The sequence below is a fragment of the Streptomyces sp. NPDC097595 genome, assembly GCF_044761525.1.
Classification (GTDB): domain Bacteria; phylum Actinomycetota; class Actinomycetes; order Streptomycetales; family Streptomycetaceae; genus Streptomyces; species Streptomyces drozdowiczii_A.
Map to the genome: position 1 here is coordinate 81,772 of NZ_JBIWCN010000014.1, position 22,719 is coordinate 104,490.

General features: G+C 71.7%; 23 protein-coding genes. 12 read left to right on the top strand and 11 right to left on the bottom strand.

The window, feature by feature from the left end; translation table 11 throughout:
• Window positions 1-13 precede the first annotated feature (13 nt).
• The 3 genes from ACIQZN_RS21955 to ACIQZN_RS21965 form a co-directional block, all read right to left on the bottom strand.
• Window positions 14-3,604 carry a S8 family serine peptidase gene (locus tag ACIQZN_RS21955; protein ID WP_403996334.1) on the bottom strand — a complete coding sequence of 1,197 codons (3,591 nt, stop codon included), beginning with the start codon at window positions 3,602-3,604 and terminating at the stop codon, window positions 14-16.
• 265 nt (window positions 3,605-3,869) lie between these two features.
• The gene (locus ACIQZN_RS21960) at window positions 3,870-4,667 is read right to left on the bottom strand and encodes a helix-turn-helix transcriptional regulator (protein ID WP_403996337.1); all 798 of its coding nucleotides are present in this window, start codon (window positions 4,665-4,667) and stop codon (window positions 3,870-3,872) included.
• 217 nt (window positions 4,668-4,884) lie between these two features.
• Window positions 4,885-8,181 carry a S8 family peptidase gene (locus ACIQZN_RS21965; RefSeq protein WP_403996340.1) on the bottom strand — a complete coding sequence of 1,099 codons (3,297 nt, stop codon included), beginning with the start codon at window positions 8,179-8,181 and terminating at the stop codon, window positions 4,885-4,887.
• A gap of 216 nt (window positions 8,182-8,397) precedes the next feature.
• On the opposite strand from ACIQZN_RS21965, the gene ACIQZN_RS21970 reads away from it, so the two are divergent.
• Window positions 8,398-8,937 (top strand): GNAT family N-acetyltransferase, encoded by a 540-nt coding sequence (locus ACIQZN_RS21970; protein WP_403996343.1) that lies wholly within the window; start codon window positions 8,398-8,400, stop codon window positions 8,935-8,937.
• 18 nt (window positions 8,938-8,955) lie between these two features.
• Here the strand turns inward: ACIQZN_RS21970 and ACIQZN_RS21975 are convergent, their stop codons facing one another.
• Together ACIQZN_RS21975 and ACIQZN_RS21980 are read right to left on the bottom strand one after the other, a co-directional pair.
• On the bottom strand, window positions 8,956-9,366 hold the full coding sequence (locus ACIQZN_RS21975) for a RidA family protein (protein WP_403996346.1): 411 nt from the start codon (window positions 9,364-9,366) through the stop codon (window positions 8,956-8,958).
• A gap of 171 nt (window positions 9,367-9,537) precedes the next feature.
• Window positions 9,538-10,221 carry a ThuA domain-containing protein gene (locus ACIQZN_RS21980; protein WP_403996349.1) on the bottom strand — a complete coding sequence of 228 codons (684 nt, stop codon included), beginning with the start codon at window positions 10,219-10,221 and terminating at the stop codon, window positions 9,538-9,540.
• Window positions 10,222-10,370: 149 nt separating this feature from the next.
• On the opposite strand from ACIQZN_RS21980, the gene ACIQZN_RS21985 reads away from it, so the two are divergent.
• From ACIQZN_RS21985 to ACIQZN_RS22005, 5 genes are all read left to right on the top strand, one after another.
• Entirely contained in the window at window positions 10,371-10,595 is a 225-nt protein-coding gene (locus ACIQZN_RS21985) for a hypothetical protein (protein WP_403996352.1), read from the top strand.
• A 67-nt stretch (window positions 10,596-10,662) separates the two neighbouring features.
• Window positions 10,663-11,358, top strand: a complete 696-nt coding sequence (locus ACIQZN_RS21990) for a response regulator transcription factor (protein WP_403996355.1) — start codon at window positions 10,663-10,665, stop codon at window positions 11,356-11,358.
• Between the two features lie 10 nt (window positions 11,359-11,368).
• Entirely contained in the window at window positions 11,369-12,427 is a 1,059-nt protein-coding gene (locus ACIQZN_RS21995; RefSeq protein WP_403996358.1) for a sensor histidine kinase, read from the top strand.
• Between the two features lie 80 nt (window positions 12,428-12,507).
• On the top strand, window positions 12,508-13,194 hold the full coding sequence (locus ACIQZN_RS22000) for a VanZ family protein (protein ID WP_403996361.1): 687 nt from the start codon (window positions 12,508-12,510) through the stop codon (window positions 13,192-13,194).
• Window positions 13,191-13,967 (top strand): DUF3152 domain-containing protein, encoded by a 777-nt coding sequence (locus ACIQZN_RS22005; protein WP_403996364.1) that lies wholly within the window; start codon window positions 13,191-13,193, stop codon window positions 13,965-13,967. The genes ACIQZN_RS22000 and ACIQZN_RS22005 overlap by 4 nt, the downstream gene beginning before the upstream one ends.
• Before the next feature lie 12 nt (window positions 13,968-13,979).
• On the opposite strand, the gene ACIQZN_RS22010 is transcribed toward ACIQZN_RS22005, so the two are convergent.
• A complete protein-coding gene (locus tag ACIQZN_RS22010; RefSeq protein ID WP_403996367.1) occupies window positions 13,980-14,612 on the bottom strand; it encodes a TetR/AcrR family transcriptional regulator in 633 nt (210 codons plus the stop codon).
• 125 nt (window positions 14,613-14,737) lie between these two features.
• On the opposite strand from ACIQZN_RS22010, the gene ACIQZN_RS22015 reads away from it, so the two are divergent.
• Together ACIQZN_RS22015 and ACIQZN_RS22020 are read left to right on the top strand one after the other, a co-directional pair.
• Entirely contained in the window at window positions 14,738-15,556 is an 819-nt protein-coding gene (locus tag ACIQZN_RS22015) for an alpha/beta fold hydrolase (RefSeq protein WP_403996370.1), read from the top strand.
• 44 nt (window positions 15,557-15,600) lie between these two features.
• On the top strand, window positions 15,601-15,810 hold the full coding sequence (locus ACIQZN_RS22020; protein ID WP_403996373.1) for a DUF4287 domain-containing protein: 210 nt from the start codon (window positions 15,601-15,603) through the stop codon (window positions 15,808-15,810).
• A gap of 57 nt (window positions 15,811-15,867) precedes the next feature.
• Here the strand turns inward: ACIQZN_RS22020 and ACIQZN_RS22025 are convergent, their stop codons facing one another.
• The 5 genes from ACIQZN_RS22025 to ACIQZN_RS22045 all read right to left on the bottom strand — a co-directional run bounded on the left by ACIQZN_RS22025 (window position 15,868) and on the right by ACIQZN_RS22045 (window position 18,982).
• Complete coding sequence (locus ACIQZN_RS22025) at window positions 15,868-17,118, bottom strand: MFS transporter (RefSeq protein ID WP_403996644.1); 1,251 nt, start codon at window positions 17,116-17,118, stop codon at window positions 15,868-15,870.
• Window positions 17,119-17,135: 17 nt separating this feature from the next.
• Window positions 17,136-17,675 (bottom strand): ArsR/SmtB family transcription factor, encoded by a 540-nt coding sequence (locus ACIQZN_RS22030; protein ID WP_403996375.1) that lies wholly within the window; start codon window positions 17,673-17,675, stop codon window positions 17,136-17,138.
• Between the two features lie 115 nt (window positions 17,676-17,790).
• The gene (locus ACIQZN_RS22035; RefSeq protein WP_403996378.1) at window positions 17,791-18,012 is read right to left on the bottom strand and encodes a helix-turn-helix domain-containing protein; all 222 of its coding nucleotides are present in this window, start codon (window positions 18,010-18,012) and stop codon (window positions 17,791-17,793) included.
• Window positions 18,012-18,503: a DUF2975 domain-containing protein gene (locus ACIQZN_RS22040; RefSeq protein ID WP_403996381.1), complete on the bottom strand. Its 492-nt coding sequence runs from the start codon at window positions 18,501-18,503 to the stop codon at window positions 18,012-18,014. Before ACIQZN_RS22040 ends, ACIQZN_RS22035 begins: the two co-directional genes overlap by 1 nt.
• An 86-nt stretch (window positions 18,504-18,589) precedes the next feature.
• The gene (locus ACIQZN_RS22045; protein WP_403996384.1) at window positions 18,590-18,982 is read right to left on the bottom strand and encodes an STAS domain-containing protein; all 393 of its coding nucleotides are present in this window, start codon (window positions 18,980-18,982) and stop codon (window positions 18,590-18,592) included.
• 94 nt (window positions 18,983-19,076) lie between these two features.
• On the opposite strand from ACIQZN_RS22045, the gene ACIQZN_RS22050 reads away from it, so the two are divergent.
• The 4 genes from ACIQZN_RS22050 (at window position 19,077) to ACIQZN_RS22065 (ending at window position 22,700) form a co-directional block, all read left to right on the top strand.
• The gene (locus ACIQZN_RS22050) at window positions 19,077-19,409 is read left to right on the top strand and encodes a helix-turn-helix transcriptional regulator (RefSeq protein ID WP_403996387.1); all 333 of its coding nucleotides are present in this window, start codon (window positions 19,077-19,079) and stop codon (window positions 19,407-19,409) included.
• A gap of 170 nt (window positions 19,410-19,579) precedes the next feature.
• Window positions 19,580-21,256: a PP2C family protein-serine/threonine phosphatase gene (locus tag ACIQZN_RS22055; RefSeq protein ID WP_403996390.1), complete on the top strand. Its 1,677-nt coding sequence runs from the start codon at window positions 19,580-19,582 to the stop codon at window positions 21,254-21,256.
• Window positions 21,253-22,332 carry a B12-binding domain-containing protein gene (locus ACIQZN_RS22060; protein ID WP_403996393.1) on the top strand — a complete coding sequence of 360 codons (1,080 nt, stop codon included), beginning with the start codon at window positions 21,253-21,255 and terminating at the stop codon, window positions 22,330-22,332. The genes ACIQZN_RS22055 and ACIQZN_RS22060 overlap by 4 nt, the downstream gene beginning before the upstream one ends.
• Entirely contained in the window at window positions 22,329-22,700 is a 372-nt protein-coding gene (locus ACIQZN_RS22065) for an STAS domain-containing protein (RefSeq protein ID WP_403996396.1), read from the top strand. The genes ACIQZN_RS22060 and ACIQZN_RS22065 overlap by 4 nt, the downstream gene beginning before the upstream one ends.
• Window positions 22,701-22,719: the final 19 nt, after the last annotated feature.

The following is a 22,719-nucleotide window of genomic DNA, read 5'->3' on the forward strand; positions in this document are numbered from 1 at the left end:
TCTCCTCATGTGGTCAGCTGCTCAGGTCGGGGCGCTGGGTGACGCGGACGGCGTTGACGAGGGTCTTCTCCGCGCCGGTGGCGACCAGCCGGAGGTTCAGCTGACCGTCGGTGACCCGGACCGTGAAGGACTTGGCCAGCGCGCGGTAACTGCCGCCGGTGGTGCGGACGATGTCCAGGTCGGGCAGTTGCACCGAGCCCTCGACCAGCACATCGGTGAGCCGCTTCCCGGCAGCCACCTTGCCCAGCTCGGCGAAGTCCAGCTCGATCTGGTAGGTGCCGTCCGGCACATTGTCGAAGCGGTACTCCACGGCACCTTCACGGGCCGTGCGGAACAGCTTGTCGTCGGTGGTGTCCTCGATGGCGTTGGTGGTCGTCACCTTCGTGGACTGGCCGATGAACCCGTACGTCCCCGCCGTGTACTTCACGTCCGGAGACCAGACCTCCCCGGCCGAGTCGGTGGACGCCTTGCCCGCGCCGCTGTCGATCGCGGTGCGGTAGCCGGGCACGGACACGGTCACCGGGATCTTGATCTCGGGGGCGCGACCGCTGTCGGAGGAGATGACGACGGTGCCCTTGAGGACGGTGCCGGGCGCCACGCCGTGCGTGTCGAAGGTGAGCGTGATCTTCTGCTGACCGTCCCTGGCGAGCCGCCCCTGGGCCGGTGCGGCACCGAACCAGGTCGCGCCGCCCGCCTCGCCGACCGTGTAGTCCACGGCGGAACCGGAGTTGGTCAGCGTGACGGTGCGCTGCCTGCTCTCCTCGGCGGGCACGATGACCGTCGTCGCCGTCGCCGGGGTCGCGGAGACCAGCCCCGTGGCGAGCGCCGGGGAGAACTGCTCGGTTGAGCCGGTCGCCAGCGCCACCGTGCGGGTGTCCGCCGTGTAGTGGGCGGCGGACACGGTGACCTGGTAGTCGGCCTTGTCCTTGGTCACCGGCGCCTGCACCAGGTAGGTGCCGTTGGGCAGGGTCGTCCCGGCGGCGACGGGCTCGCCGTCACGGGTGACAGTGACCGTGGCGCCGGCCAGCGCCTTGCCGTCGTTGCCGTCGGTGACCGTGCCGGTCAGGGCGGCGCTCCGGGTCGTCAGGAACTCCACGGCCAGGCCGTCCTGCACGGATGCGTCGTTGTAGGAGTACGTGAGGGCGTCGGTGCCGGCGGGGTTCTCGGCGCCGATCGTGGCACCCGCCCCGCGCCCGTAACTGGCACCGGTGATGTGGTCGTAGTGGAAGGAGTACGTACCGTCCTCACCGATCACCACGGAGAAGTCGAGCCGCTGGGCGCGGTCCGTGCTGGTCACCATGTTCCGCCACTCCACCACGACCTCGCGGTGCGGTGCGGTGCCCCGGGCCGACCAGAACATGTCGCCGTCCTGGGTGGCCAGCTGGAGGTCGTCCCAGAACGGGTAGAGCGAACCGTTGGGGAGGCCGGTGTACGGGAGTGTGTGGTTGGTGCTGACGTTGAGCGGGCTCTCGAAGCTGAGGTAGCCCTCGACGTTCGCCACCGCCTTCGTGTACGTCTTGCCGTAGAACGCCACGGGGAACGGGAAGGTGACCGTGGCCGCACCCGCGTAGTCGCTGCTGGTGCTGAGCCGCGTCTGACCGGTCGGGAAGGCGGTGTCGTGCGTAACCCTGCAAACAGTGCCGAAATGGTCGCCCCGGCTGGGCAGTGCGAGGTCCCTGTCACCCGCCCCGGGAGAGACCCGTACGGCGAATGAACCGGTCGTGGCACACCGGGAGACGGGGGTCACCGTCAGCTGGTAGTCACCGGCGGGCAGTTCCAGCGAGTACGTGCCGTCGGACGCCGTCGTGGCCGTCGTGCCGGCGGGCGCGCCGGCGACCTCGATCGTCGCGCCGGCCTCGGGCCCCGACAGGGTGCTCACCGTGCCGGAGAGGGTTCCTGTGGGTGCGGTGGCCAGGCCCACGTCATGGGTGGCGACGGTGTCCTCGGTGACCGTGGCGGCGGACTCGGCGGCCGTGTAGCCGTACTTGGAGACCTTCACCCGGTAGTCGCCGACCATCAGCTTCGGGAGGCTGTACGTGCCGTCGGCCTTCGTCTCCGCGAGCGCGGACATCGGCCCGTCGAGCTCCACGGTGGCCCCGGACAGGGGGGCGCCGGCCGAGGTGACGGTGCCGGTGAGCCCGCCCAGGGGGCCGCGCGGGACGGACGCGACGGCCTCGTAGGCGTCGAGCCGGCCCTCACCGTAGACGTTGTTGTTCGCGGCGCTGCCGCCGCACGTGGTGTCGTCCACGTCGTGGGCGGTGCGGTCGAGGAGCCGTTCGGTGGCCGCGACGTCGCCCCGGATCGCGGGGGAGGCCGCCCACATCAGTGCCACGGTCGCGGCGGTGTGCGGTGAGGCCATCGACGTACCCGACATGACGGCGAAGCCGCCACCCGGCGCGGCCGAACGGATGTCGACACCCGGCGCGGAGATGTCCGGCTTGACCGCGCCCTCCTCACCGGAACCCCGGGCGGAGAAGTACGCGATGTCGCCCTCGCTGTCGTAGGCGCCGGTGGCGTAGCTGTTGGTGTACGCGCCCGGCGAGCCGGCCGTGGCGCAGTTGGGGCCCGCGTTGCCGTTGGAGAAGGCCGGGAAGATCCCCGCGTCACGCCACGCCTGGACCATGTCCTTGTACCAGGTGTCGATGATGTCGGCGCCCCACGAGTTGTTCACGACGTCCGGGGCGAGATCCGGGCGCGGATTGCCGCCCTCGCGGTCGGTGGGCGCCAGCATCCACTGACCGGCCGCCATCAGTGCTTCCTGGGGGCAGCCGGCGGGGGTGCACGCCTTGGCGGCGATCCACCGGGCGCCCGGCGCGACACCGATGGCGTTGCCGTCGCGGTCGTCACCGACCATCGTGCCCATGGTGTGGGTGCCGTGGCCGTGGTCGTCGCACGGGGCCTCGCCCGAGCAGGTCGCGGTGGCGTCGAACCAGTTGTACTCGTGGTCGTAGCTGCCGTCCGACTTCAGGCCGCGGTACTTGCTCATCAACGTCGAGTGCTGGTAGTCGACGCCGGTGTCTATGTTGGCGATGACGATGCCGTCACCGCGCACGCCCAGCTCGTCCCAGACCTTGGGGGCGCCGATGCTGTCGACGTTCCACTCGATGCCGTTGACCTTCGGTTCCTGCTCGGCGGGGAACTCCTCGGGCACCTGGAACAGCCGGTCGGGCTCGATCGCGGCGACCTCGGGCCGGGCGGCGATCTTCTGAGCCAGGGCCTTGTCGCCGGTGACCTTCAGCGTGTTGCTGATCCAGTACGAAGTGGCGTGCGCGCCCGCCTTCTTCACCAGGGCCTCGACGCCGGCCTGGCTGCTCGCCGCGTGCTGCTTCTTGGCGGCGATCAGTGCCTTGTCCCGGCCCGTGCGCGTCTTCTGCTTCTTCGCGGCCGAGGTGTCGGCCTGCGAGTCGAGCCGCACCCAGAAGGTCGCGGTGTCCTTCTTGTCCAACTGCCCGACGACCTCGGCGTCCGCCTTGCTCCGCAGGTCGCTCACCGGCGGGGGCGGGGGAGCGGCCTGCGCGGGCACCGCTGCGAGGAGCGGCACCCCCATGGCCATGGTGAGCGCGGCGGCCGGCAGACCGTGGCGTCTCCAGAGTTGCTGTCTCACGTACGGACTCTCTTTCCTGAGGTTTCCGATGGGTGGTCGGGCGGGAAGAGGCGCGCGTCAGCCCAGGTCGGGCCGGGTGCGTGACGCGGGCAGGGCGACGATCACTGGGTGGTGACCTCAGCAGTATGGGAGCGGCACACCGAGTCACCGGGGGCCGTGCGCTGACGAGTTGGCGACATGGCGCCCACTCGCCAACCGACCGTCCGGACGGTGGGCGGGGTGTCGAGGAGCACCCGCGTGCTCGGCCCCGGACGCCGGAATCCGGTCAGATCCAGTTGTTGCGCATCGCGTACCAGCCGAGCTGGAGCCGGGACGTCACCGACGCCAGGTCCATCAGCGCCCGCAGCCTGCGCTGCACCGTACGGGGCGAGGTGCCCAGCTGCTTCGCCGTCGCCGCGTCCGTCAGGCCGGAGAGCATCAGCTGCAGGATCTGACGGTCCACCGAGGTGAGTTCGGCGACCTCGCGGAGGTACGGCCGCGAGTGCCGCCACGCGGTCGCGAACAGCTCCGTGACGAGCGTGGTGAGCGGCTGCCGCATCAGCACCGCCCGCTCCGGGCTGAACTGGACCATGGCGGTCTCGCCGTCCGCGACGGCCAGCTTCATCAGCGGGCTGTCGACCACCCGGACCTGCTCGCCGCGCCGCACCCGCTCCTCCAGCGCCGCCACCGCCGCAGGTTCGGCGAGGAAGTCGCGGTCGACCAGCAGCTGGTAGGTGACCTCGGGCGGAGCGCTGGGCCGTGCGCCGTTGTCGTCCGAGGCGCCGTCCGCCGGTGGGTCGAGGGTCGCCGGGACCGGGGTGACCCTGTTCAGGCCGGTCAGGAACGCCTGGAACGTGTGCCGCGCGCCGGTCTCCAGCTCAAGGATCCGCCGCGCCTGGGCGGCCGCGCCGTCCACGGTCTCCACCCGCACCGGCCCCTCGTCCGGCGGCTGCGCGCGGACCAGGTCGGCCACGGCCGCCTCAGCGCGCCGCACATCCTCGGCCAGTCGGCGGAAAACGGCGCGCACCTGCTCCGGCGAGGCGTCGGCCTCGTGGGTCCACTTCGGTCGTCCAGGATCGGGCATGGCCCTCAGTGTTGTCGACGGCTTCCACCCCGTCCCGAGCCCCGAAACCCCGCCGTGATGCCCGTTGACCGCACCATTGCTGGCCTGAAAGGGCCTGTCGCGGCCGCCGGGCCGCCGGTGGCGAAAGTGCGCCATGGCGTGACCTCGCCACCGCCTGGCCGACCCCCGGGAGGGCCGGTCCCCGGGTGAGGACCGACCCCTCATACCGTCAGTTTCTCTACCACCAAGGCTTGTTGACGCCGAACGCCCGGGTCACCGTCTGCTTGACCGTGCTGCCGTCACTCGCCGTGACCGTGGCGCGCAGCGTGGCGTACGAGGCACGGAGCGGCGCGGTCAGCAGGGCGTGGGCAGGCGTCCCGCGCCGGGCGTCGGTGACCTTCACCGCGCGCCAGGTGGCACCGTCGTCCCAGCTGACCTCCAGCTTGACGGCGCCGACCGTGGCCTCGGCGGCCCCCGGTGCCCGCTGCACCTTCAGGTCCACCCGCGTCGGGAGGAGGGCAAGGGCGCGCCCCGAGTCGTCCAGGCCGTACGGCGTGAAGCGGACGCCCATCAGAGGCAGGATCGTCCCGGCGCCGTCGTCGGTGTCCGAGTCGAACGCCCACTCCGACCGCACCCTGGTGGACAGCGCGGCGTACGCCTGGTCACGGGTGATGTCCGCGCTCAGGGTGTACCGCCCGGGCCCGGCCGGGGCCGCGACGGTCTTCCCGCTGCCGATCGCGTTCCACGTGCTCACCTGCTGCCCGTCCTTGGCCAGGGTGAGGGTGCCGGTCGCCCCCCAGTCGGAGCCGCCGCGCGTGCCATCGCCGTCGGCGAACCACGGAGTCCCGGCCCAGACAACGGAGTTGTTCACCCGGTAGGCGGGCGCTGCGGGAAGCCCGGGCCCCACCACCGCGGCCGCGAAGTCCAGGCGGTGCACGCCGTGCCCGTCGAACTTCTCCGTCGAGGTCGCGATGGACTGACGGCCCGCGACCGACGCGCGGTCGAGCCACTCGCCGGGCGTCCGGTAGTCACGTACGACGGACGGGAACCGCACCGACTGGTCGATGAAGAGCGGCAGCAGCACCTCGTCGTCCGGAGTCGCCGCAGACGTGCCGGCGGCCGGAACCCCCTGCGCGTTGAAGTGCTCGCGCACCTCGGTCAGGTCACCGCGCTTGACCGAGAACGACGGCTTGGCCGGGACGCCGTCGTCCCAGGTCCGGGCCACGTGGTAGAAGAACGGGCTGGGCGCCTGCGAGGACGCGCCCTCGGCCGCGAACACCGCGAACGTACGGTACGTGGCGTCCTCGTCCGCGAACGGCGTCGCGTACAGCGACTGCCCGGCACGCTCACCGTTGGTGACCACACTCAGCGTGTACGACCCTGTGCCGGCGGGCACGGCCAGCGCCGCCTGCACGGCCGTCGCCCGCGCCGCGCCGTCGTGGACATCGGCCCCGACCGGTACGGCGGTGCGGGCGTCCAGGTCGACGTCGGTGTCCGCGAGCGGGGTCACCGAGGTGACGGCCATGGTGGTCGAGCGCTCCGTACCGGCACCGCTCGTGATCGTCATCCCGACCCAGTACTGGGCCTCGGGCACCGTCACCGTACCGGTGCCGGCGGTGATGCGGACCGGGTAGCGGTCACCGGTCCAGCGGTTCACCATCAGCGCCGAACCGGTCGCCGGAGTACCGTCCCGCTGCTCCGCGTGGAGCGTCACCGTGTGGCTGGGTACGGCGCTGTCGACCGCGAGGATCGTACGGGCGACGGGCTGCCCGCCCTTCGAAGCGGTGAGCACCGCCGACCACGGGCCGTGCGGGAGCAGGGCCGCACGGGTGGTGACGGTGGCCGTGGCGCTGCCGTGCGCCGGGACGGTGACCTTGTCGCGGTCCACCGAGAACTGCTCCGCGTTGCCCGGCTGGGCGGTCGGCGACAGCGGCTTCTCGACCGCCAGGTCGAGCGTGGTGTCGCTGTCATCGGAGTTGGTGAAGGTGACGGTGTGCTCGGTGTCCCTGCCCGCTCCGTCCGCCCAGCCGGCGGTGGTCGTCAGATTCGCGGGGGAGGTCAGGACCGTCTGCCGCTCGGCACGGGCCACGTCCACCCGGCCGGTGCCCTGCTGGTACGCGGAACGCTTCGCGTTCGGCACCGCGCTGTTCATCAGAGCGGTCTTGATCTGCTCACCGCTCCAGCCCGGATGCGCCTGGGCGACCAGTGCGGCGGAACCCGCCACGTGCGGTGTCGCCATCGACGTACCGCTCTTGGAGGTGTGGCCGCCGCCCATCTTCGCCGCCACGATGGCGACCCCGGGAGCGGTGAGATCGGGCTTCACCGCGTTGTCGCTCGGGCGCGGGCCGCGGCTGGAGAACGGGGCGAGCTCGTCCTCGGAGTCGACGGCGCCCACGGCCAGCGCGGCGTTCGCGATGGCGGGCGCGCCGACGCTGCCGGTGCCGAACTCGCCGTCGTTGCCGGCGGCGACCACGAAGAGCGTGCCGGTGCTCGCCGACAGGTCGTTGATGGCCGCGATCGCCGGGTCGGTCTCGTCGGCGGGCCCGCCCAGGCTGAGGTTGACCACCTTGGCGTGGACGGTGTTGACCGCCCAGTCGATGCCGGCCAGCACCGCGGAGGTCGGGCACAGCCCGGTGCTGTCGCACACCTTGCCCACGGCGAGCGAGGCGTCCGGGGCGACACCCCGGTACGTGCCGTCGATCCCGGCGATCGTGGAGGCCACGTGCGTGCCGTGCCCGTTGTCGTCCTCCGCGCTGTCCCCGCCGAGGAAGTTCGCCGATACGGTCACCCGGCCGGCCAGGTCCGGATGGTCGGAGTCGTAACCGCTGTCGAGGACGGCGACCGTGACGCCCTTGCCGGTGTAGCCGTCGGCCCACGCCTGCGGGGCGTTGATCTGCGGCACGCTCTTGTCGAGGGCTACGCGCATCCGCCCGTCGAGCCAGAGCTTGGTCGCACCGCCCGCCAGCGAGCGCCCGGTGCCCTTGGTCAGGCGCTTCCAGGTGGCGGCAGCGTCCGCGCCGTCGTCCGGGTCGAGCGCGGTCAGGCCGAGCCGGTCGATGGCCCGCCCGGGCCGGGCCGCACCGCCGGCGGCGTCCCGCGCCCTCGTCGCGGCGCCCTTGCCCTTGCCGTGCTGGACGATCACGCCCAGGGCGCCTCGGGCGGTGGTCCCCTGCGCGCCGTAGCCCGCGTCCAGCAGGGCACCGATGTCGAAGAGGCGGGGGTCGACGCGTCCGGCGGCGAGCAGCGGCTCGGCGTCCTCCGGCACGACGCCGATGTCGCCGTCGCCCACCGAACTGATCGTGAAGGAGACCCCCTCGCGGCCGGCGGCCGGGGTGACCGTCGCCGAACGGAGACCGCTGCCGGCGCGCTCGACGGTCACCGAGTCACCGGTGGGCAGCGGCACGCTGAGCGTGGTGACGGCGGTGGCCGCACGCGGGGAGGCGGGCGGGGTGGACGGGCCGGCCGCGTGTGCGGCACTGACGGGTATGAGCGCCGCCACCAGACCGGCGGCAGCCGCGATGCATCTGACCTGCACGGAGAGAACCCCCAAGGATCACAGAAGCGGGAACGCCCTGATCCTGGCAGCGCCTCTCCGTCCAACGGCCGTCTTTCCGTGGCGACTTGACGACGCGTCGCAGACCCGCCACCGGCCAGGATCGGGGTCCCGGAGCGACAGCGTCCCGGTGGGCACGTCCACGGTGTGCGGGCAACGGCCCCGGCCCCGCGACACCGTTGGGGTAGGTTGCCGACCATGGCTGAACCGAGCTTCCTGCCCTGGCCGCCCGCGCCGATACACACCGCACGGCTCGTACTGCGCGAGTCCGAGAGCCGGGACCGCCCGGCCTTCGTGGAGCTGTTCGGCTCACCGGAGGTGCACACCTACCTCGGCGGCCCCCGCCCGCGCGACGAGTGCGAGCGCGCCCTGCCCGAGACACCGGGGAGGCGGCCCGGGCACTTCGTGATCGAGTGCGACGGGGCGATGATCGGCACCGTCGAGCTCAAGCGACGCGACCTGGAACGCCCGGAGGCGGTCCGCCCGGACGCCGGGAAGGCCGAGCTGGGCTACCTGCTGCTGCCGGAGGCATGGGGCCGGGGATACGCCGCCGAGGCGTGCGCGGCGGTCCTCGACCGGTTCGCCGAGACATGCCCCGGCGAACCGGTGGTGCTCTTCACCCAGACCGCCAACGCCCCCTCCCTGCGCCTCGCCGAGAAGCTCGGCTTCACCGAGATCCACCGCTTCGAGGCGTGGGACGCCGAGCAGTGGATGGGCGTACGGCCCCCGGCCGCGTAACCCGTCACACCACCGGTGTCAGGCGTCGAGCACGGCGGCGACCGCCTCGATCTCGACCAGTTGGTCCTTGTAACCCAGCACGGTGACGCCCATCAGCGTGCTGGGCACGTCATGGTCGCCGAAGGTGTCCCTGACCACCTGCCAGGCCGTCACCAGGTCCGCCTGACGGCTCGACGCCACGAGCACCCGGGTGCTGATGACGTCCTGGAGCGACGCGCCGGCGGCCCGGAGGGCGACCTCCATGTTCTCGACGGCCTTGCGCGCCTGGCCCGCGTAGTCCCCGACCGCCGCCGTCGAACCGTCGTCGTTCAGCGGGCACGCCCCGGCGAGGAAGATCAGCCGGGCCTCGGCGGGCGCCGTCGCCGCGTACGCGTACTCGGCGACATCGGAGAGGGCGGTCGAACGGATCAGGGTGACGGCGCGGGGCATGGTGCGGGGTCCAATCGCGTAGAGAGCGGAACCCGCACATCCTGCCAACGGAACAAGGCCCCGTCCTCCCCTTTTCGCGCCGCCACGCCCTCACTGTCAGCGGCCCGTCGTACGGTGCCGCCCATGCCGTTCACCCTGCCCGACGGGCTGCCCCGAGGCCGCGGACACGCCCTAGGACCCCTCACCCGCCGCCCACCGCGCCCCGCCCAGCAGGTGCGCGCGGAACGCCGGGTCCGTGTAGGCGGCCTCCGCGTGTCCGAGGGACGTGTAGAACGAGCGGCCCGCGTCCGACTCCCGGCACCAGGCCAGGGGGTGGTCGGCCCCCATGCCCCCGCCCTCGTAACCGGTCTCCTCGATGGTCGCCAGGACCCGCGCCCCGGGGAGGTGGCGCGGGTTGCTGCGGAAGTCGTACCACTCGTCGTTCCAGTCCCAGCGCGGCGGCAGATGGTGCGTCGCCGGGTGGTCCGGGTCCTCGATCAGCACGGTGCCGGGCTGGAAGGCGGGATGTCCGGCGAAGCGTCCGCCGACCAGCTCCCCGTAGTACGGCCAGTCGTACTCGGTGCACGCGGCTGAGTGGACGCCCATGAAACCGCAGCCCTCGGCGATCCGGCGCCGGAGCGCGGCCCGCCCGTCCGGGGTGAGCACGTCCCCGCTGGTGGACAGGAAGACCACCGCATCGCGCCCCGCCAGGGACGCGTCCGTGAAGACCGAGGGGTCCTCGGAGCACTCCACCCCGAACCCGTACTCCTCGCCCAGCTCGCGCAGGGCCGCCCGGCCGGCGGGGATCGAGTCATGGCGATAGGCCGTGGTCCGGGTGAAGACGAGAACGTCCGACAGGCGGCCGGTACGGGGCATGCTGCGACTCCGGGGTCCGGGTGGTGCACGAGGGCGAAGGTCGACGTCAGTCTGCCCCTCGGGCCGGGCACCCCACGCGTACGTACCGGTTGGGCAACCGTTCGAAGCCGCAGGTCCTCCCCGCCGGGGCGCGTCCCTAGACTCGCGGCATGAACAACCTCACCTGCACCCACTGCGGAACCGTTGGCCTGGAGGACGGCTTCATCGAGGACGCCGGCGAACACTCGCGCGGCTACGCCCGCTGGATCGAAGGCGCGCTGGAACGCGGGGTCTTCGGCGGCGCCAAGCGCATGGGCCGGCCGCGCCGCCAGATCGAGGCGTACCGCTGCCCCAAGTGCGGACACCTCGACCTGTTCGCCACCAATCACGTGTAGAGCCCGTCCGGCGGACGGCCCCGTTTCGGATACGCCGACGATATGCGGCGGCTCGTAGCATGGCCGCATGCGTGTGCTGATCGTCGAGGATGAACCGTATATGGCGGAAGCCATCCGCGATGGCCTGCGCCTGGAGGCCATCGCGGCGGACATCGCGGGCGACGGCGACACCGCTATCGAACTGCTGGGCATCAACAGCTACGACATCGCCGTCCTTGACCGGGACATCCCCGGGCCCTCCGGCGACGAGATCGCCCAGCGCATCGTCGCCTCCGGGAGCGGCACGCCGATCCTGATGCTCACCGCCGCCGACCGCCTGGACGACAAGGCGTCCGGCTTCGGACTCGGCGCCGACGACTACCTCACCAAACCCTTCGCCATGCGGGAACTGGTGCTCAGGCTTCGGGCGCTCGACCGCAGACGCGCGCACAGCCGCCCGCCCGTGCGGGAGGTGGCGGGCCTGCGCCTGGACCCCTTCCGCCGCGAGACCTACCGCGACGGCCGGTACGTCGCGCTGACCCGTAAACAGTTCGCGGTGCTCGAAGTCCTCGTCGCCGCCGAAGGCGGTGTCGTCAGCGCCGAGGAACTTCTGCAACGGGCCTGGGACGAGAACGCCGACCCGTTCACCAACGCCGTACGCATCACCGTCTCCGCCCTGCGCAAGCGGCTCGGTGAGCCGTGGATCATCGCCACCGTGCCGGGCGTCGGCTACCGCATCGACACCACGCCGGGCCCGGACGGCGAGGCGACCGGCCGTGGCTAGACAGCCCGGTATGAGCATCCGCCTCAAGCTCACCCTCAGCTACACCGGGTTCGTCCTGCTGGCCGGCATCCTGATGCTCGTCACCGGATGGCTGTTCCTGACCCGCGCACGGCACATCGGGCTGGTCTTCGTGCCCGACTACCGACTCTCCGTCGCCCGCGACTTCGCCCCGCTGGCGGCCATGACCCTGTCGTTCCTGCTGGTGTTCGGCCTCGGCGGAGGGTGGTTCCTCGCCGGCCGCATGCTCGCCCCCCTCAACAGCATCACGCACGCCACGCGCACGGCCGCCTCGGGATCGCTGTCCCACCGCATCCAACTGCCTGGACGCCAGGACGAGTTCCGCGAACTCGCCGACGCCTTCGACACGATGCTCGCCCAACTCGAAGCGCACGTCGGCGAACAGCAGAGATTCGCAGCCAACGCCTCCCACGAACTGCGCACCCCGCTCGCCGTGACGAAGGCACTGCTCGACGTGGCCCGCGCCGACCCCGACCGCGCCACCGACCCGCTCATCGACCGCCTCCACACCGTCAACACCCGGGCCATCGACCTCACCGAGGCGCTGCTCCTGCTCAGCCGGGCCGGCCGGCAGACCTTCACCCGCGAGGACGTCGACCTCTCGCTCATGGCGGAGGAGGCGACCGAAACCCTCCTGCCGCTCGCCGAGAAGCACGGTGTCACCCTGGAGACCGACGGCGACATCGCCCCCACGACCGGCTCGCCGGCCCTCCTGCTCCAGCTGGCCACCAACCTCGTGCACAACGGAATCGTCCACAACCGGCCCGGACACGGCAGCGTACGGGTCACCACCGAGGTCCGCCCGCACACCGTGGTGCTCACCGTCGAGAACACCGGCGAACCCGTCCCCCCGGACCTCGTCCCCCGGCTCACCGAACCGTTCCAGCGCGGCACCGAACGCGTGCACACCGACCACCCCGGGGCAGGGCTCGGACTGGCCATCGTCCGGTCCATCACCCACGCCCACCACGGCACGCTCACCCTCACCGCGCGCCCCACCGGCGGACTCCGCGTCACGGTCGAACTGCCCGCCACCACGCCGCGACCCTGACCGCACCTCGCCCGTGTATATCGCCCGCGTATCGAAATGCGCATACGCTCCGGCAACCGCCCCCCGTATTGGGTGGGGGCATGAATCAGAACACCGCACTGCCCACCTCGCCCCGCCGCGTCCGAAGAGCCGTCCGCCTGGTCGTGCTCACGGCCGTCGGCATCGTCGCGGCGGCCTTCGCCCCGTTCGTGCTGCGCATGTTCGTGGTGTCCGTGCCCATGGTCGTGCACGGTGGCTGGTACGCCTGGTTCTGGACGTTCAACGGCGTGATGCTGACCATGGTGGCCGCGCTTCCGCTGTCCGCGCTGACCGTGTGGTTCCTGACGCGCAGGCGCAGGGCGGCGGGCGTCGAGCCGGTATGGGCACGGCGCGCCTCGCTGGCCGAGGTGGGCATGGTGCACGGAACGGTGCCGTGGGTGTGGCTCATCGTGATGCCGGGCGCGCACGCCGGTGAGGTCCCCGGCCGGGTCAGCCTGGTCCCGCTGGTGGACCTGGTCACGATGGGGCCGCTCGGGCTGGCCGGCAATCTGCTGGTGTTCGCGGCACTGGGCTTCTTCGCCCCGATGCGGTACGCCGCGCTGGCGTCGCTGCCGCGCGTTCTGGCGCTCGGGGCGGGCCTGTCGGTCCTGCTGGAGACCCTGCAGTACGTGCTCCGGCTCGACAGGGTCTCCTCGGTGGACGACGTCCTGGTCAACGCGACCGGCGCCGCCCTGGCCGCCCTCGCGTCCACCCGGTGGTGGCTGCCGCGCGAGGGGGCCGCGAAGTGACCGGCCGCCCGAACGCGGCACGCAGCCACCGGGCTTCGGACCGGCGGCGCTCCCGGGCAGCCGTCACCCTGGCGCTGCTGGCCCTCGCCGCGGCCGTGCTCTGCCTGCTCGCCGGCCACGGACTGCCCGGCAGGTCCGACTCGGCCGTGACGTCCGTCGCCGTCGACGGGGAAACCCGCAGCGAGACCCCCGAGGCGACCGCCGACGCCTCAGTACCGGAGTCCGGCCCCGGCACCTTCACCGTCGCGACCACCCACGCGCACCGCACCGGCGCGGGCCGGCCGTACCGGGTGGAGGTCGAGGACGACACAGGGGTCGACGCGGACGAGGCCGCCGAGCAGATCGCCGCGATCCTCGACGACGAACGGGGCTGGGCGCACGGGGCCGGTGTCACCTTCCGGCAGGTCGCCGACGACAGCGCCACACTGGTCATCCGCATCGCCACCCCGGACACCGCCGACGCCATCTGCGCCACCGGCGGCCTGGACACCGAGGGCGAGCTCAACTGCCGGGTGGGCCGGACGGTGGCCGTCAACCTCAAGCGCTGGCAGCTGGGCTCACCCGAGTTCGCCGGGCCGCCCGAGGAGTACCGGGCGCTGATCATCAACCACGAGGTCGGCCACTGGCTGGGGTACGACCACCGCGATTGTCCCGGCCCCGGCCGACCCGCCCCGGTGATGATGCAGCAGATCAAGGGCCTGCACGGCTGCGTCTCGAACGCCTGGCCCTACGCGGCGGACGGCAGCTTCCTCGACGGCCCCAAGGTGCCCTGAGCAGCCGGGAGTTCACGCATAGGCGGCCAGGAAGGCGCGGACGCCGCCCTCCGCGTAGCGGTCCAGTTCGGCGTCGTTGTGCTGGGCGCTGCCGTGGAACATCGCCTGGTTCACCGGGATCCACAGCAGCAGCCCGGAGAAGTGGTGGGCGGCCAGCAACGGATCGGGGGTCTTGAGGTTCCCCTGGTCGGTGAGGCGGCGGAAGGTGTCCGCCAGCGTGGCCAGGACCCGCTCGAAACCCTGCTCGTACCAGGCCGCGCCGAGCTCCGGAAAGGTATCGGCGTTGGCGATGATCAGGCGCCGCAGCTGGATGACCTGGGGCTGGGTGAGGCCCGTGAGGAACTGCCGGGCGAGCCGGGTCAGGTTCTCGCCGAGGGTGTCCGCGTCGGCGGGGATGTCGGCCACCAGGTTGACCAGGGCGTCGATGCGGTCCGTGGTGGCCAGCACGATGTCGGCGAACAGCTTCTCCTTGTCCGCGAAGTGCTTGTAGACGGTCTGCTTGGAGACCGCGGCGAGCTTCGCGATGTCGTCCATGCTCGTGCCCGCGTATCCCTTGTTCAGGAACACCTCGGTCGCGGCGTCCAGGATCGCCTGGTGCTTCCGCGCCGACCGGCTGTCCATCATCGGCTCCCTCTCCACGTCCACGTCTGCGTAGCCGAAGAGTACTGGACTGATCAGTACTCGTGTGAGTACTGTACCGTCCAGTTCCAGATCGCGGCCTGCTGTGGTCCGGAAACCATGTCAACCATGCAGCTATGGGGGTATTTCGCATGAGCAGGACCGTGGACAAGGTCGTCTCCGCCGACGGCACGGCCATCGCATTCGAGAAGCAGGGCACGGGCCCGGCCGTGGTGCTCGTCGGCGGTGCCTTGATGACCCGGGGCGCCTCCGCCGAACTCGCCGCGCTCCTGGCCGGTGAGTTCACGGTGATCACGTACGACCGCCGGGGCCGGGGCGACAGCGGGGACGGCCCGGCGTACGAGGTGCGGCGCGAGATCGAGGACATCGACGCGCTCATCGAGGGCCCGGGCGGTGGCTCCGCGATGCTCTTCGGTATGTCCTCGGGCGCCGTGCTCGCCCTGGAGGCGACGGCCCGGGGGAGTGCCGTACCGCGTCTCGCGCTCTACGAGCCGCCGTTCATCACGGACGAAAGCCGGCCGCCGCTGCCTGCCGATTACGTGGCGCACCTGACGGAGCTGATCGGCCGCGAGGCGCATGAGGATGCCGTCGCGTACTTCATGACGGCGGCGGTCGGCGTGCCCGGCGAGGTGATCGAGGGCATGCGGCAGGCGCCGTTCTGGGCGGACATGGCGGCCGTCGCCCACACCCTCCCGTACGACGGCCGGGTGATGGGCGACACCATGTCCGGCCGGCCGCTGCCGGTCGAGCGCTGGGCTTCGGTGACCGTGCCGGTGCTCGTCGGCAGCGGCGACATGGGCGATCCGCACATGCTGACCGGGGCCCGCGAACTCGCGGCGACGGGCGACAACTTCACCCTCCGGGTCTTCCCGGGTGAGGAGCACAACATCCCGGCGCAGGCCCTGACGCCGGTCCTCGCCGCCTTCCTCGGCGGCGAACAGGCGAGGTAATCGGCACGACCGGCCATCACACCCACACCAGAAGGAGCCACCGCATGACCGCACCGGTCAAGGGACCCGCCAGCTACTTCCCCTCCATCGAGAAGAAGTACGGCCGCCCCATCGACGAGTGGAAGGGCCTGATCCGCGCCTCCGACCTGACCAAGCACATGGAGCTCGTCGCCTGGCTCAAGGCCGAACACGGTCTGGGCCACGGCCACGCCAACGCCCTGGTCGCCCACACGCTGGCGGAACAGGGCAAGTGAACGCGGCCTGCCCGCTCCGTGGACCACGGAGCGGGCAGCCGGCGGTGGGGGAGGCGTTCACACCGGGCGGGGCGCAGCGTCCCGGGTGGTCTCCTCGGCCGGGGCGGCCGCGCGCAGCGCCGCTTCGACGCGGCGGTTGTTCGTCATGGACGCGGTGACCGCCGTCATCGTCAGGAGCAGCGCGGCGGCGGTGTAGAGCGGGGTGCGGATGTCGTACGCGGTCGCCAGCCAGCCGCCGACGAACGCGCCGAGGGGCGCGGCGCACATGGCGAGCATGCGGGAGGTCGACGCGACCCGGCCCATGAGGTGGCCCGGGACGATCGCCTGCCGGAGGGAGGGCCCGAGGACCATCGTGGCGCCCATGGCCGCCCCGCAGACGGCGAGCGCCAGCCCGGCCACGTACGGGTTCGAGGCGGAGGCCAGGCCCAGGATCGCCAGGCCCTCGACGGCGGCCGTGCAGGTCAGGGCGGTGCCGGTGCCGAGCCGTCGGCCCAGTTGCGAGGCGATGGCCGCGCCGAGCAGGCCGCCGGTGGCCTCCGCCGTGAGGAGCAGACCGAAGCCGTACGTGCCGATGCCGAGGCGGTCGTGGGCGAAGATGACGAGGACCGTCTCCACGGCGAGGAAGGCGATGTTCCCGACCGCCGGGCGCAGCGCCAGCCCCAGCAGCAACTGGTTGCGGAAGACGTAGGACGCGCCGGCCCGGGCCTGCTTGAGCAGCGACTCGCGGGCCTCCGGCACGGGCCGGGGCATGGCGGGCAGCGTACGCACGAGCAGTGCGGAGACCGCGAAGGACACGGCGTCGGCGACCAGCGGAACGGCCCGCCCGAGCGCCAGCAGCGCGCTGCCCGCAGGAGGCCCGGCGAACCCGGACATCGCTGTCTGGGCGCCGCGCAGGCGGGAGTTGGCGCGCTCCAGCTGCGCGGGGTCACGGCTGAGCAGGTCCGGCAGGTAGGCTGTGGCGGCGGTGTCGAAGAAGAGCCCGCCGAGGCCGAGCAGGAACGCCACGGCGGCCAGCAGCGGAATGCTCAGCAGGTCGAGTCCGGCCGCCACCGCGGGTATCGCGAGCAGCACCGCCCGTACCGTGTCCGCCACCCACATCGTGCGCCGGCGGTCCCAGCGGTCCACCAACGCACCGCCGAGGATCCCGAAGAGCAGCCACGGAAGCGTCCCCGCAGCCGTGACGAGGGCGAGGGCCAGCGGGTCCCGCGTCAGCGTGAACGCGATCAGCGGCAGCGCGGCGTGCGTGATCCCGTCACCAAGGGAGGAGACCGTCTGAGCGGTCCACAGCCGTCCGAATCCGGTCGGCAACTTCGTTCTGCTGGTTGTCACTTGGTGTCCCCCTCGGTCTGTCGGATCTGCGCGGGATGGAACAGTGCGAACACGAGCGAGGTGTCCGGCAGCGACGGATCGGACAGCTCCCGGTACTCGTCGGCCAGGGCCTGCAACCGAGCCCCCAGCTCCGCGAACTGCTCGTCGGTGAGCCGCAGATGCGCCATCCGTACGTGCCGCTCGCCGTCCGCCGGAGACGCCTCCAGGTCCGCCACCGCGTGCCGCATCAGCACATCCGGCCCGCCGTCGCCCGGATCCGGCAGCTCGATCGACCGGGCGGCCATCGCGTAATACCGCTCCATGACGCCCCGCACCTTGCGCGTCCGCACCACCTTCACCAGGCCGGCCCGCTCCAGGAGCCGCACGTGGTAGCTGGAACTCCCCTTCGCGAGGCCGACCCGCTCCGCGATCTGTGTGATCGTCGCGGGTTCGAAGCGGAGTACGGCCATGATCCGGTGGCGCGTCAGATTGGAGACCGCGCGCAACTGCTCGTCGGTGGTGACATGAAACGTCTCGGGGACGTCATCGGTTGGCATGCTCACAATGGTCAACGTTTCTTGACCATTGCGCAAGGGGTTTCCGCGACGAGACGTAGAAAAGGCCCCGGTCGGCGGAAATCCGCACGCTCCGGGGCCGGTTGAAGGTGTGCCCCTACTCGCCCGCCACCTCCTCGGGCTGCCAGCGCAGCAAGTCGCCCGGCTGGCACTGAAGTACTTCGCAGAGTGCGGCGAGCGTCGTGAAGCGCACCGCCTTGGCGCGCCCGTTCTTGAGCACCGCCAGATTGGCGGGCGTGATCCCCACGCGTTCCGCCAGCTCGCCGACGGACATCTTCCGCCTGGCCAGCATCACGTCGACGTCGACGGTGATCGGCATCAGATCACCTCGTTCAACTCGGCCTGCATCCGCGTGGCCTGCGCGTCACGCGCGACGGCCTGGGCGAGCAGCGCCCGCAGGACGAGCACGATGAGCGCGACCCCCAGGATGCCCACACCCACCCCGGCCATGATGACGGTGACCCCCGGGTCGTCCCGCTGGCCCGGGGCGTTCACGCCCGTGACCGCGAACCACACGAGGGCGGCCGAGGTGATCGCACCGATCACGCCGTCCACGTAACGAAAGGCGGCGTCGGAGAACACCGTGCCCCGGCGCGCCATCGCCACGAGCCGCCAGACGCATACGGCGACGACCTGGACCGACACCATCCCCAGGATCGTGAGCGCGCGCAACGGTGTCAGCGGCATCGACCCGTCCTCGGGATCGTTGCCGCTCACCAGCGCCCACACCATTCCCGCCTGTACGAAGAGGGTGCCGGCGCACACCACCACGAGCATGGCGCGCAGAGCGCCCACGGCCAGCCGTCCCATGATTCACCTTCCATCGATCAACGATGGAAAGCTATCGAAAAACGATAGGAATGACAATGTGTGGGGTGTCAATGAGGCCCAGTGCGTCAGCAGGCGGCCGCTTCCTCGACCGTGGCCCGTACGTACAGGACCGCGTCGAGTCCCGTGACCCGCAGCAGACGCTGGAGGTGCGGCCGTGGCCCGGCCACGCGCAGGGCGACCGCCCGATGGGTGAGGATCAGCAGGTTCAGGAGCGACGAATCCGCGAAGGTGATCCCTGACGCGTCCAGGACCACCTTCGGCTGCGTCCAGGCCGTCGTGGTCAGCGCCTCTTCGAGCCGTGCGATCGACTGCGCGTCGCAGGAGCCATGGGCCGCGACGACCCGGACCCCGTGCTGCGTGTACTGCGTCACCACGGCCTGCGGCGGGCCCGCCGAGGGTGCACTGCTTGCGCCGGCGCCGCTCACGCCTGCTGCCGGGACGGCTTCGCCGTACGACACCCCGAGCCTCCTGTGACTCTCACCATGTTCACGAATACGCGAAAAATATGTCATGTAGTTGAGGTCGGGCAAGGGGTCACGCTTAGATGGGGGCATGTCTGGAGTTCCCGAATCCCACACCGGATGGACGTTCATCACCAACCACGCGCGCGTACTGGCGACCATCGCCGAGGACTCGACCGTCCGGATCCGCGACATCGCCGCACGCTGCCGGCTCACGGAGCGCGCGGTCCAGCGGATCATCGCCGACCTCGAACAGGACGGATACCTCTCCCATACGCGAGAGGGCCGCGCGAACGCGTACCGGATCGCACCGGACAAGGTGCTGCGCCACCCCGCGGAAGCCGGCCTGTCCGTGGCCTCGCTGCTCACCCTCCTCGTGGAGGACGAGACGGACCGTGGCAGAGAGCCGGTGAAGGCGTCGTGAAGGCCGCGTATCGGAGGCGTGTCCGGGCGGTAGAGGTGTAACGCTGCGTCACCTCCGCGGGGGGTGGGTCGATTGCCATCGAGGGCGGTCCTGCGTGATAGTTGCCGCAAGGCAATGCTTGTCCGTCCAGTTGGAAGGTGGTGCGGCTCGCCGTAGGCGGGTCCCCCCTCATGGCTCCTCCCCAGGGAACTCCCGTTACGACAACCGACGAACGTCCCGCATCCGGCGCCTGGTCCACGGCGCCGTACCCGGTGATCGAGAGCGGTGTGAACGGGGCGCTGACCAGGCTGAACCCCGCGGCCTCCCGGCTCCTCCCGGACGCGCGTCCGGGGGCCCCGATGGCCGACGCGGTCCCGGCCTGGCTCGCACGGGCCGACCGGGAGCTGCGTGATGCCACGGCGGACACGTCCACGCACCCCCACCCGGGAGCGGCCCCGCCGGTCTCGGGGTGGATCGGCGGACGCAGCTACGAGGCACACCCCAGTCACAGTGACGACGGTGACGTGGTGTGGTGGCTGGTGGACGACACCGACCGCCGGCTCGCCGAAGAGGCGCTGGCCACCGAACGCGAACGGACCGCTTTCCTCGCGGAGGCGTCCAACGTCCTGCTCGCCTCGTTGAACACCGACCGGTGCGTGTCCGCGACGGCCCGGCTCGCCTCCCAGTACCTCGCCGAGGCGGCTGTCGTCGTCTCTCCCGCGAAGGGGGACAAGCTGCCCCTGGCCCACGCGGTCGCCGGCCAGGAGACCGTGCGCGGCCTCGTCGCGGCCGACCCGTCCGAGGTGCCGGGCCTGGACGAAGCGCTCCAGGGCTTCCCGCCCGTGCCCTCGCGCTGGATCGACCCCGCGTCGCTGCCCGCGTGGGTGATCCCCGAGGGGTACACCGGCACGATCACCTCGGTCGTCGTCGCGCCCCTGCCCGGCCAGGGAGTTTCGGCGGGCGCCCTGGTCCTGCTGCGCAGCGGCGGCCAGTTCACCGAGGACGAGCAGACCGTCGCCCGGATGTTCGCCGCACGTGCCGGGGCCGCCCTGTCGGCCGCCCATCTGTACGCCGAGCAGAGCGCCATCACCCGCACCCTGATGCAGGACCTGCTGCCGCCCCGGCTGCACCGCGTCCACGGCGTCGAATTCGCCGGCGGCTACCGGCCCGCCGCCGCACAGGAGCGTGTCGGAGGAGACTTCTACGACGTCCACCCGGCCGGCGCCCACGAGGACGGCTCCTCTCTGGTGGTCCTGGGCGACGTGTGCGGCAAGGGACTGGACGCGGCCGTGCTCACCGGCAAGATCCGCAACACCCTCCAGGCCCTCATCCCCATGGCGGACGACCACCAGAAGGTGCTGCGGCTCCTCAACGACGCGCTCCTCAACTCCCACCACACCCGCTTCGCGACCATGGTCCTGGCCTCGGTCCGGCGGACGGACCACCAGGTGCGCCTGCGGCTCACGGCCGCCGGGCATCCCGTACCGCTGGTGGTGCGGGCGGACGGCAGGGTCGAGGAGATCCGGACCCAGGGCACCCTGGTGGGGGCGCTGCCCGACATCGAGTCCCGTACCGCCGAAACGGTCCTGCGGCCCGGCGAGACGTGCCTGCTCTACACCGACGGATTCACCGAGGCCCGGGGCGGCCCGCTCGGCGACGAGATGTTCGGCGAGGCGAGACTGAAGCGGGCGCTCTCGGAATGCGCGGACATGCCCGGCGAGGCCGTGGTCGAGCGCATCCAGATGCTCGCCGCCGAGTGGGTGCGGGGCGGCGGCCACGACGACATGGCCGTCGTCGCGATCACCGCCCCCAGGACCACCCACCTCAGCGCGGTGGACGGGCACACTCGGGGCAGGTACACCGCATGACAACCTGCCTGCCCGATCTGACCGAACTGCGCGACCGCCTCATCGCCGCTGCCGCCCTGGACCGTGACGAGTTCGCCGCCGCCGGACTCGTCACCGGTGCCCTCGACAAGGGGGTGCCCGCCGAGACGGTGCTGCTGGACCTCATCGCGCCCGTGCAGGCGACGGTCGGCACCGAGTGGGCGGCCAACCGCCTCACCGTGGCCCAGGAGCACGCCGCCAGCGCCATCGTGGAGCGGGTGATCACCGCGCTCGCCCACCACCCGGCCGCGCGCACCACACCCCGGCACGGGAAGGTCACCGTGGCCTGCGTGGAGCAGGAATGGCACTCCCTGCCCGCCCGCCTGCTGGCCGAGGTCCTCACCCTGCGGGGCTGGGAGGTCGACTTCCTGGGAGCCCAGGTCCCCACCCCCCATCTCGTCGCCCACCTCCACCACACCGGCGCCGACGTCGTCGCCCTCTCGTCCTCCCTTCCCACCCGGCTGCCCGCCGCCCACGCGGCGATCACCGCCTGCCAGTCCGTCGGAGTGCCCGTCCTCGCCGGAGGGGCGGCCTTCGGGCCCGACGGCCGCTTCGCGCGCATGCTCGGCGCGAACGCCTGGGCCCCCGACGCCCGCACCGCCGCCGACCTGCTGGCCGCCGGCCTCGCCCCGCCCGCCCCGGCCGACGTACGGCAGCGGATCGACGACCTGCCGCACCTGGTCGACCAGGAGTACACCCTCGTCGCGCGCTCGCAGGGCCAGCTGGTCAAGCAGGTGCTGAAGGGGCTGTACGACCGGTTCCCGGCCATGGCCACGTACACGGACGTGCAGCGCGAACGCACCGCCGAGGACATCGCGCACATCGTGGAATTCCTCACCGTGGCCATCTACACCGACGACGACGAACTGTTCACCACTTTCATGACGTGGACCACGGGCATCCTCACCGCCCGCCACGTCCCCGCCCACTTCCTGCGGCCCGTCCTGGACATCCTGATGGCCGCGCTAAAGGACTTCCCCCGGGCCGTCCGGCCGCTGAGGCGTGCGAGAACCGCCTTGGCCGACGCCACCGCAGCACACCCCGGAGCACCCGCATGAGCGTCCCGTCCCTCAGCCTCACCGTCGAAACGCGCGGGGGAACCACCCGGCTGCGTCTCGCGGGCGTCCTCGACTACGACACCAGTGACGCCTTCGGTATACGCGCCACGGCATGCGTCGACGCCGACCCCAGGCCGGCCGAACTGCACCTGGACTGCGCGAAGCTCCGGCTCTGCGACTCCATGGGGCTCGCCGCCCTGCTGATGATCCACCGCCGCACCGTCGCGCGCGGCATCACCCTCGTCCTGGACGACCCGCCGCCCTCCATGGAGCGGATGCTCCGCATCACCGGGACACGGCACCTCTTCGCACCGGGCGCCGAGGAATCGCGGGGCGGCCCTGACGAACTGAGTGAGACGACCGACTGACGGCCCTCCGGACGCGCCC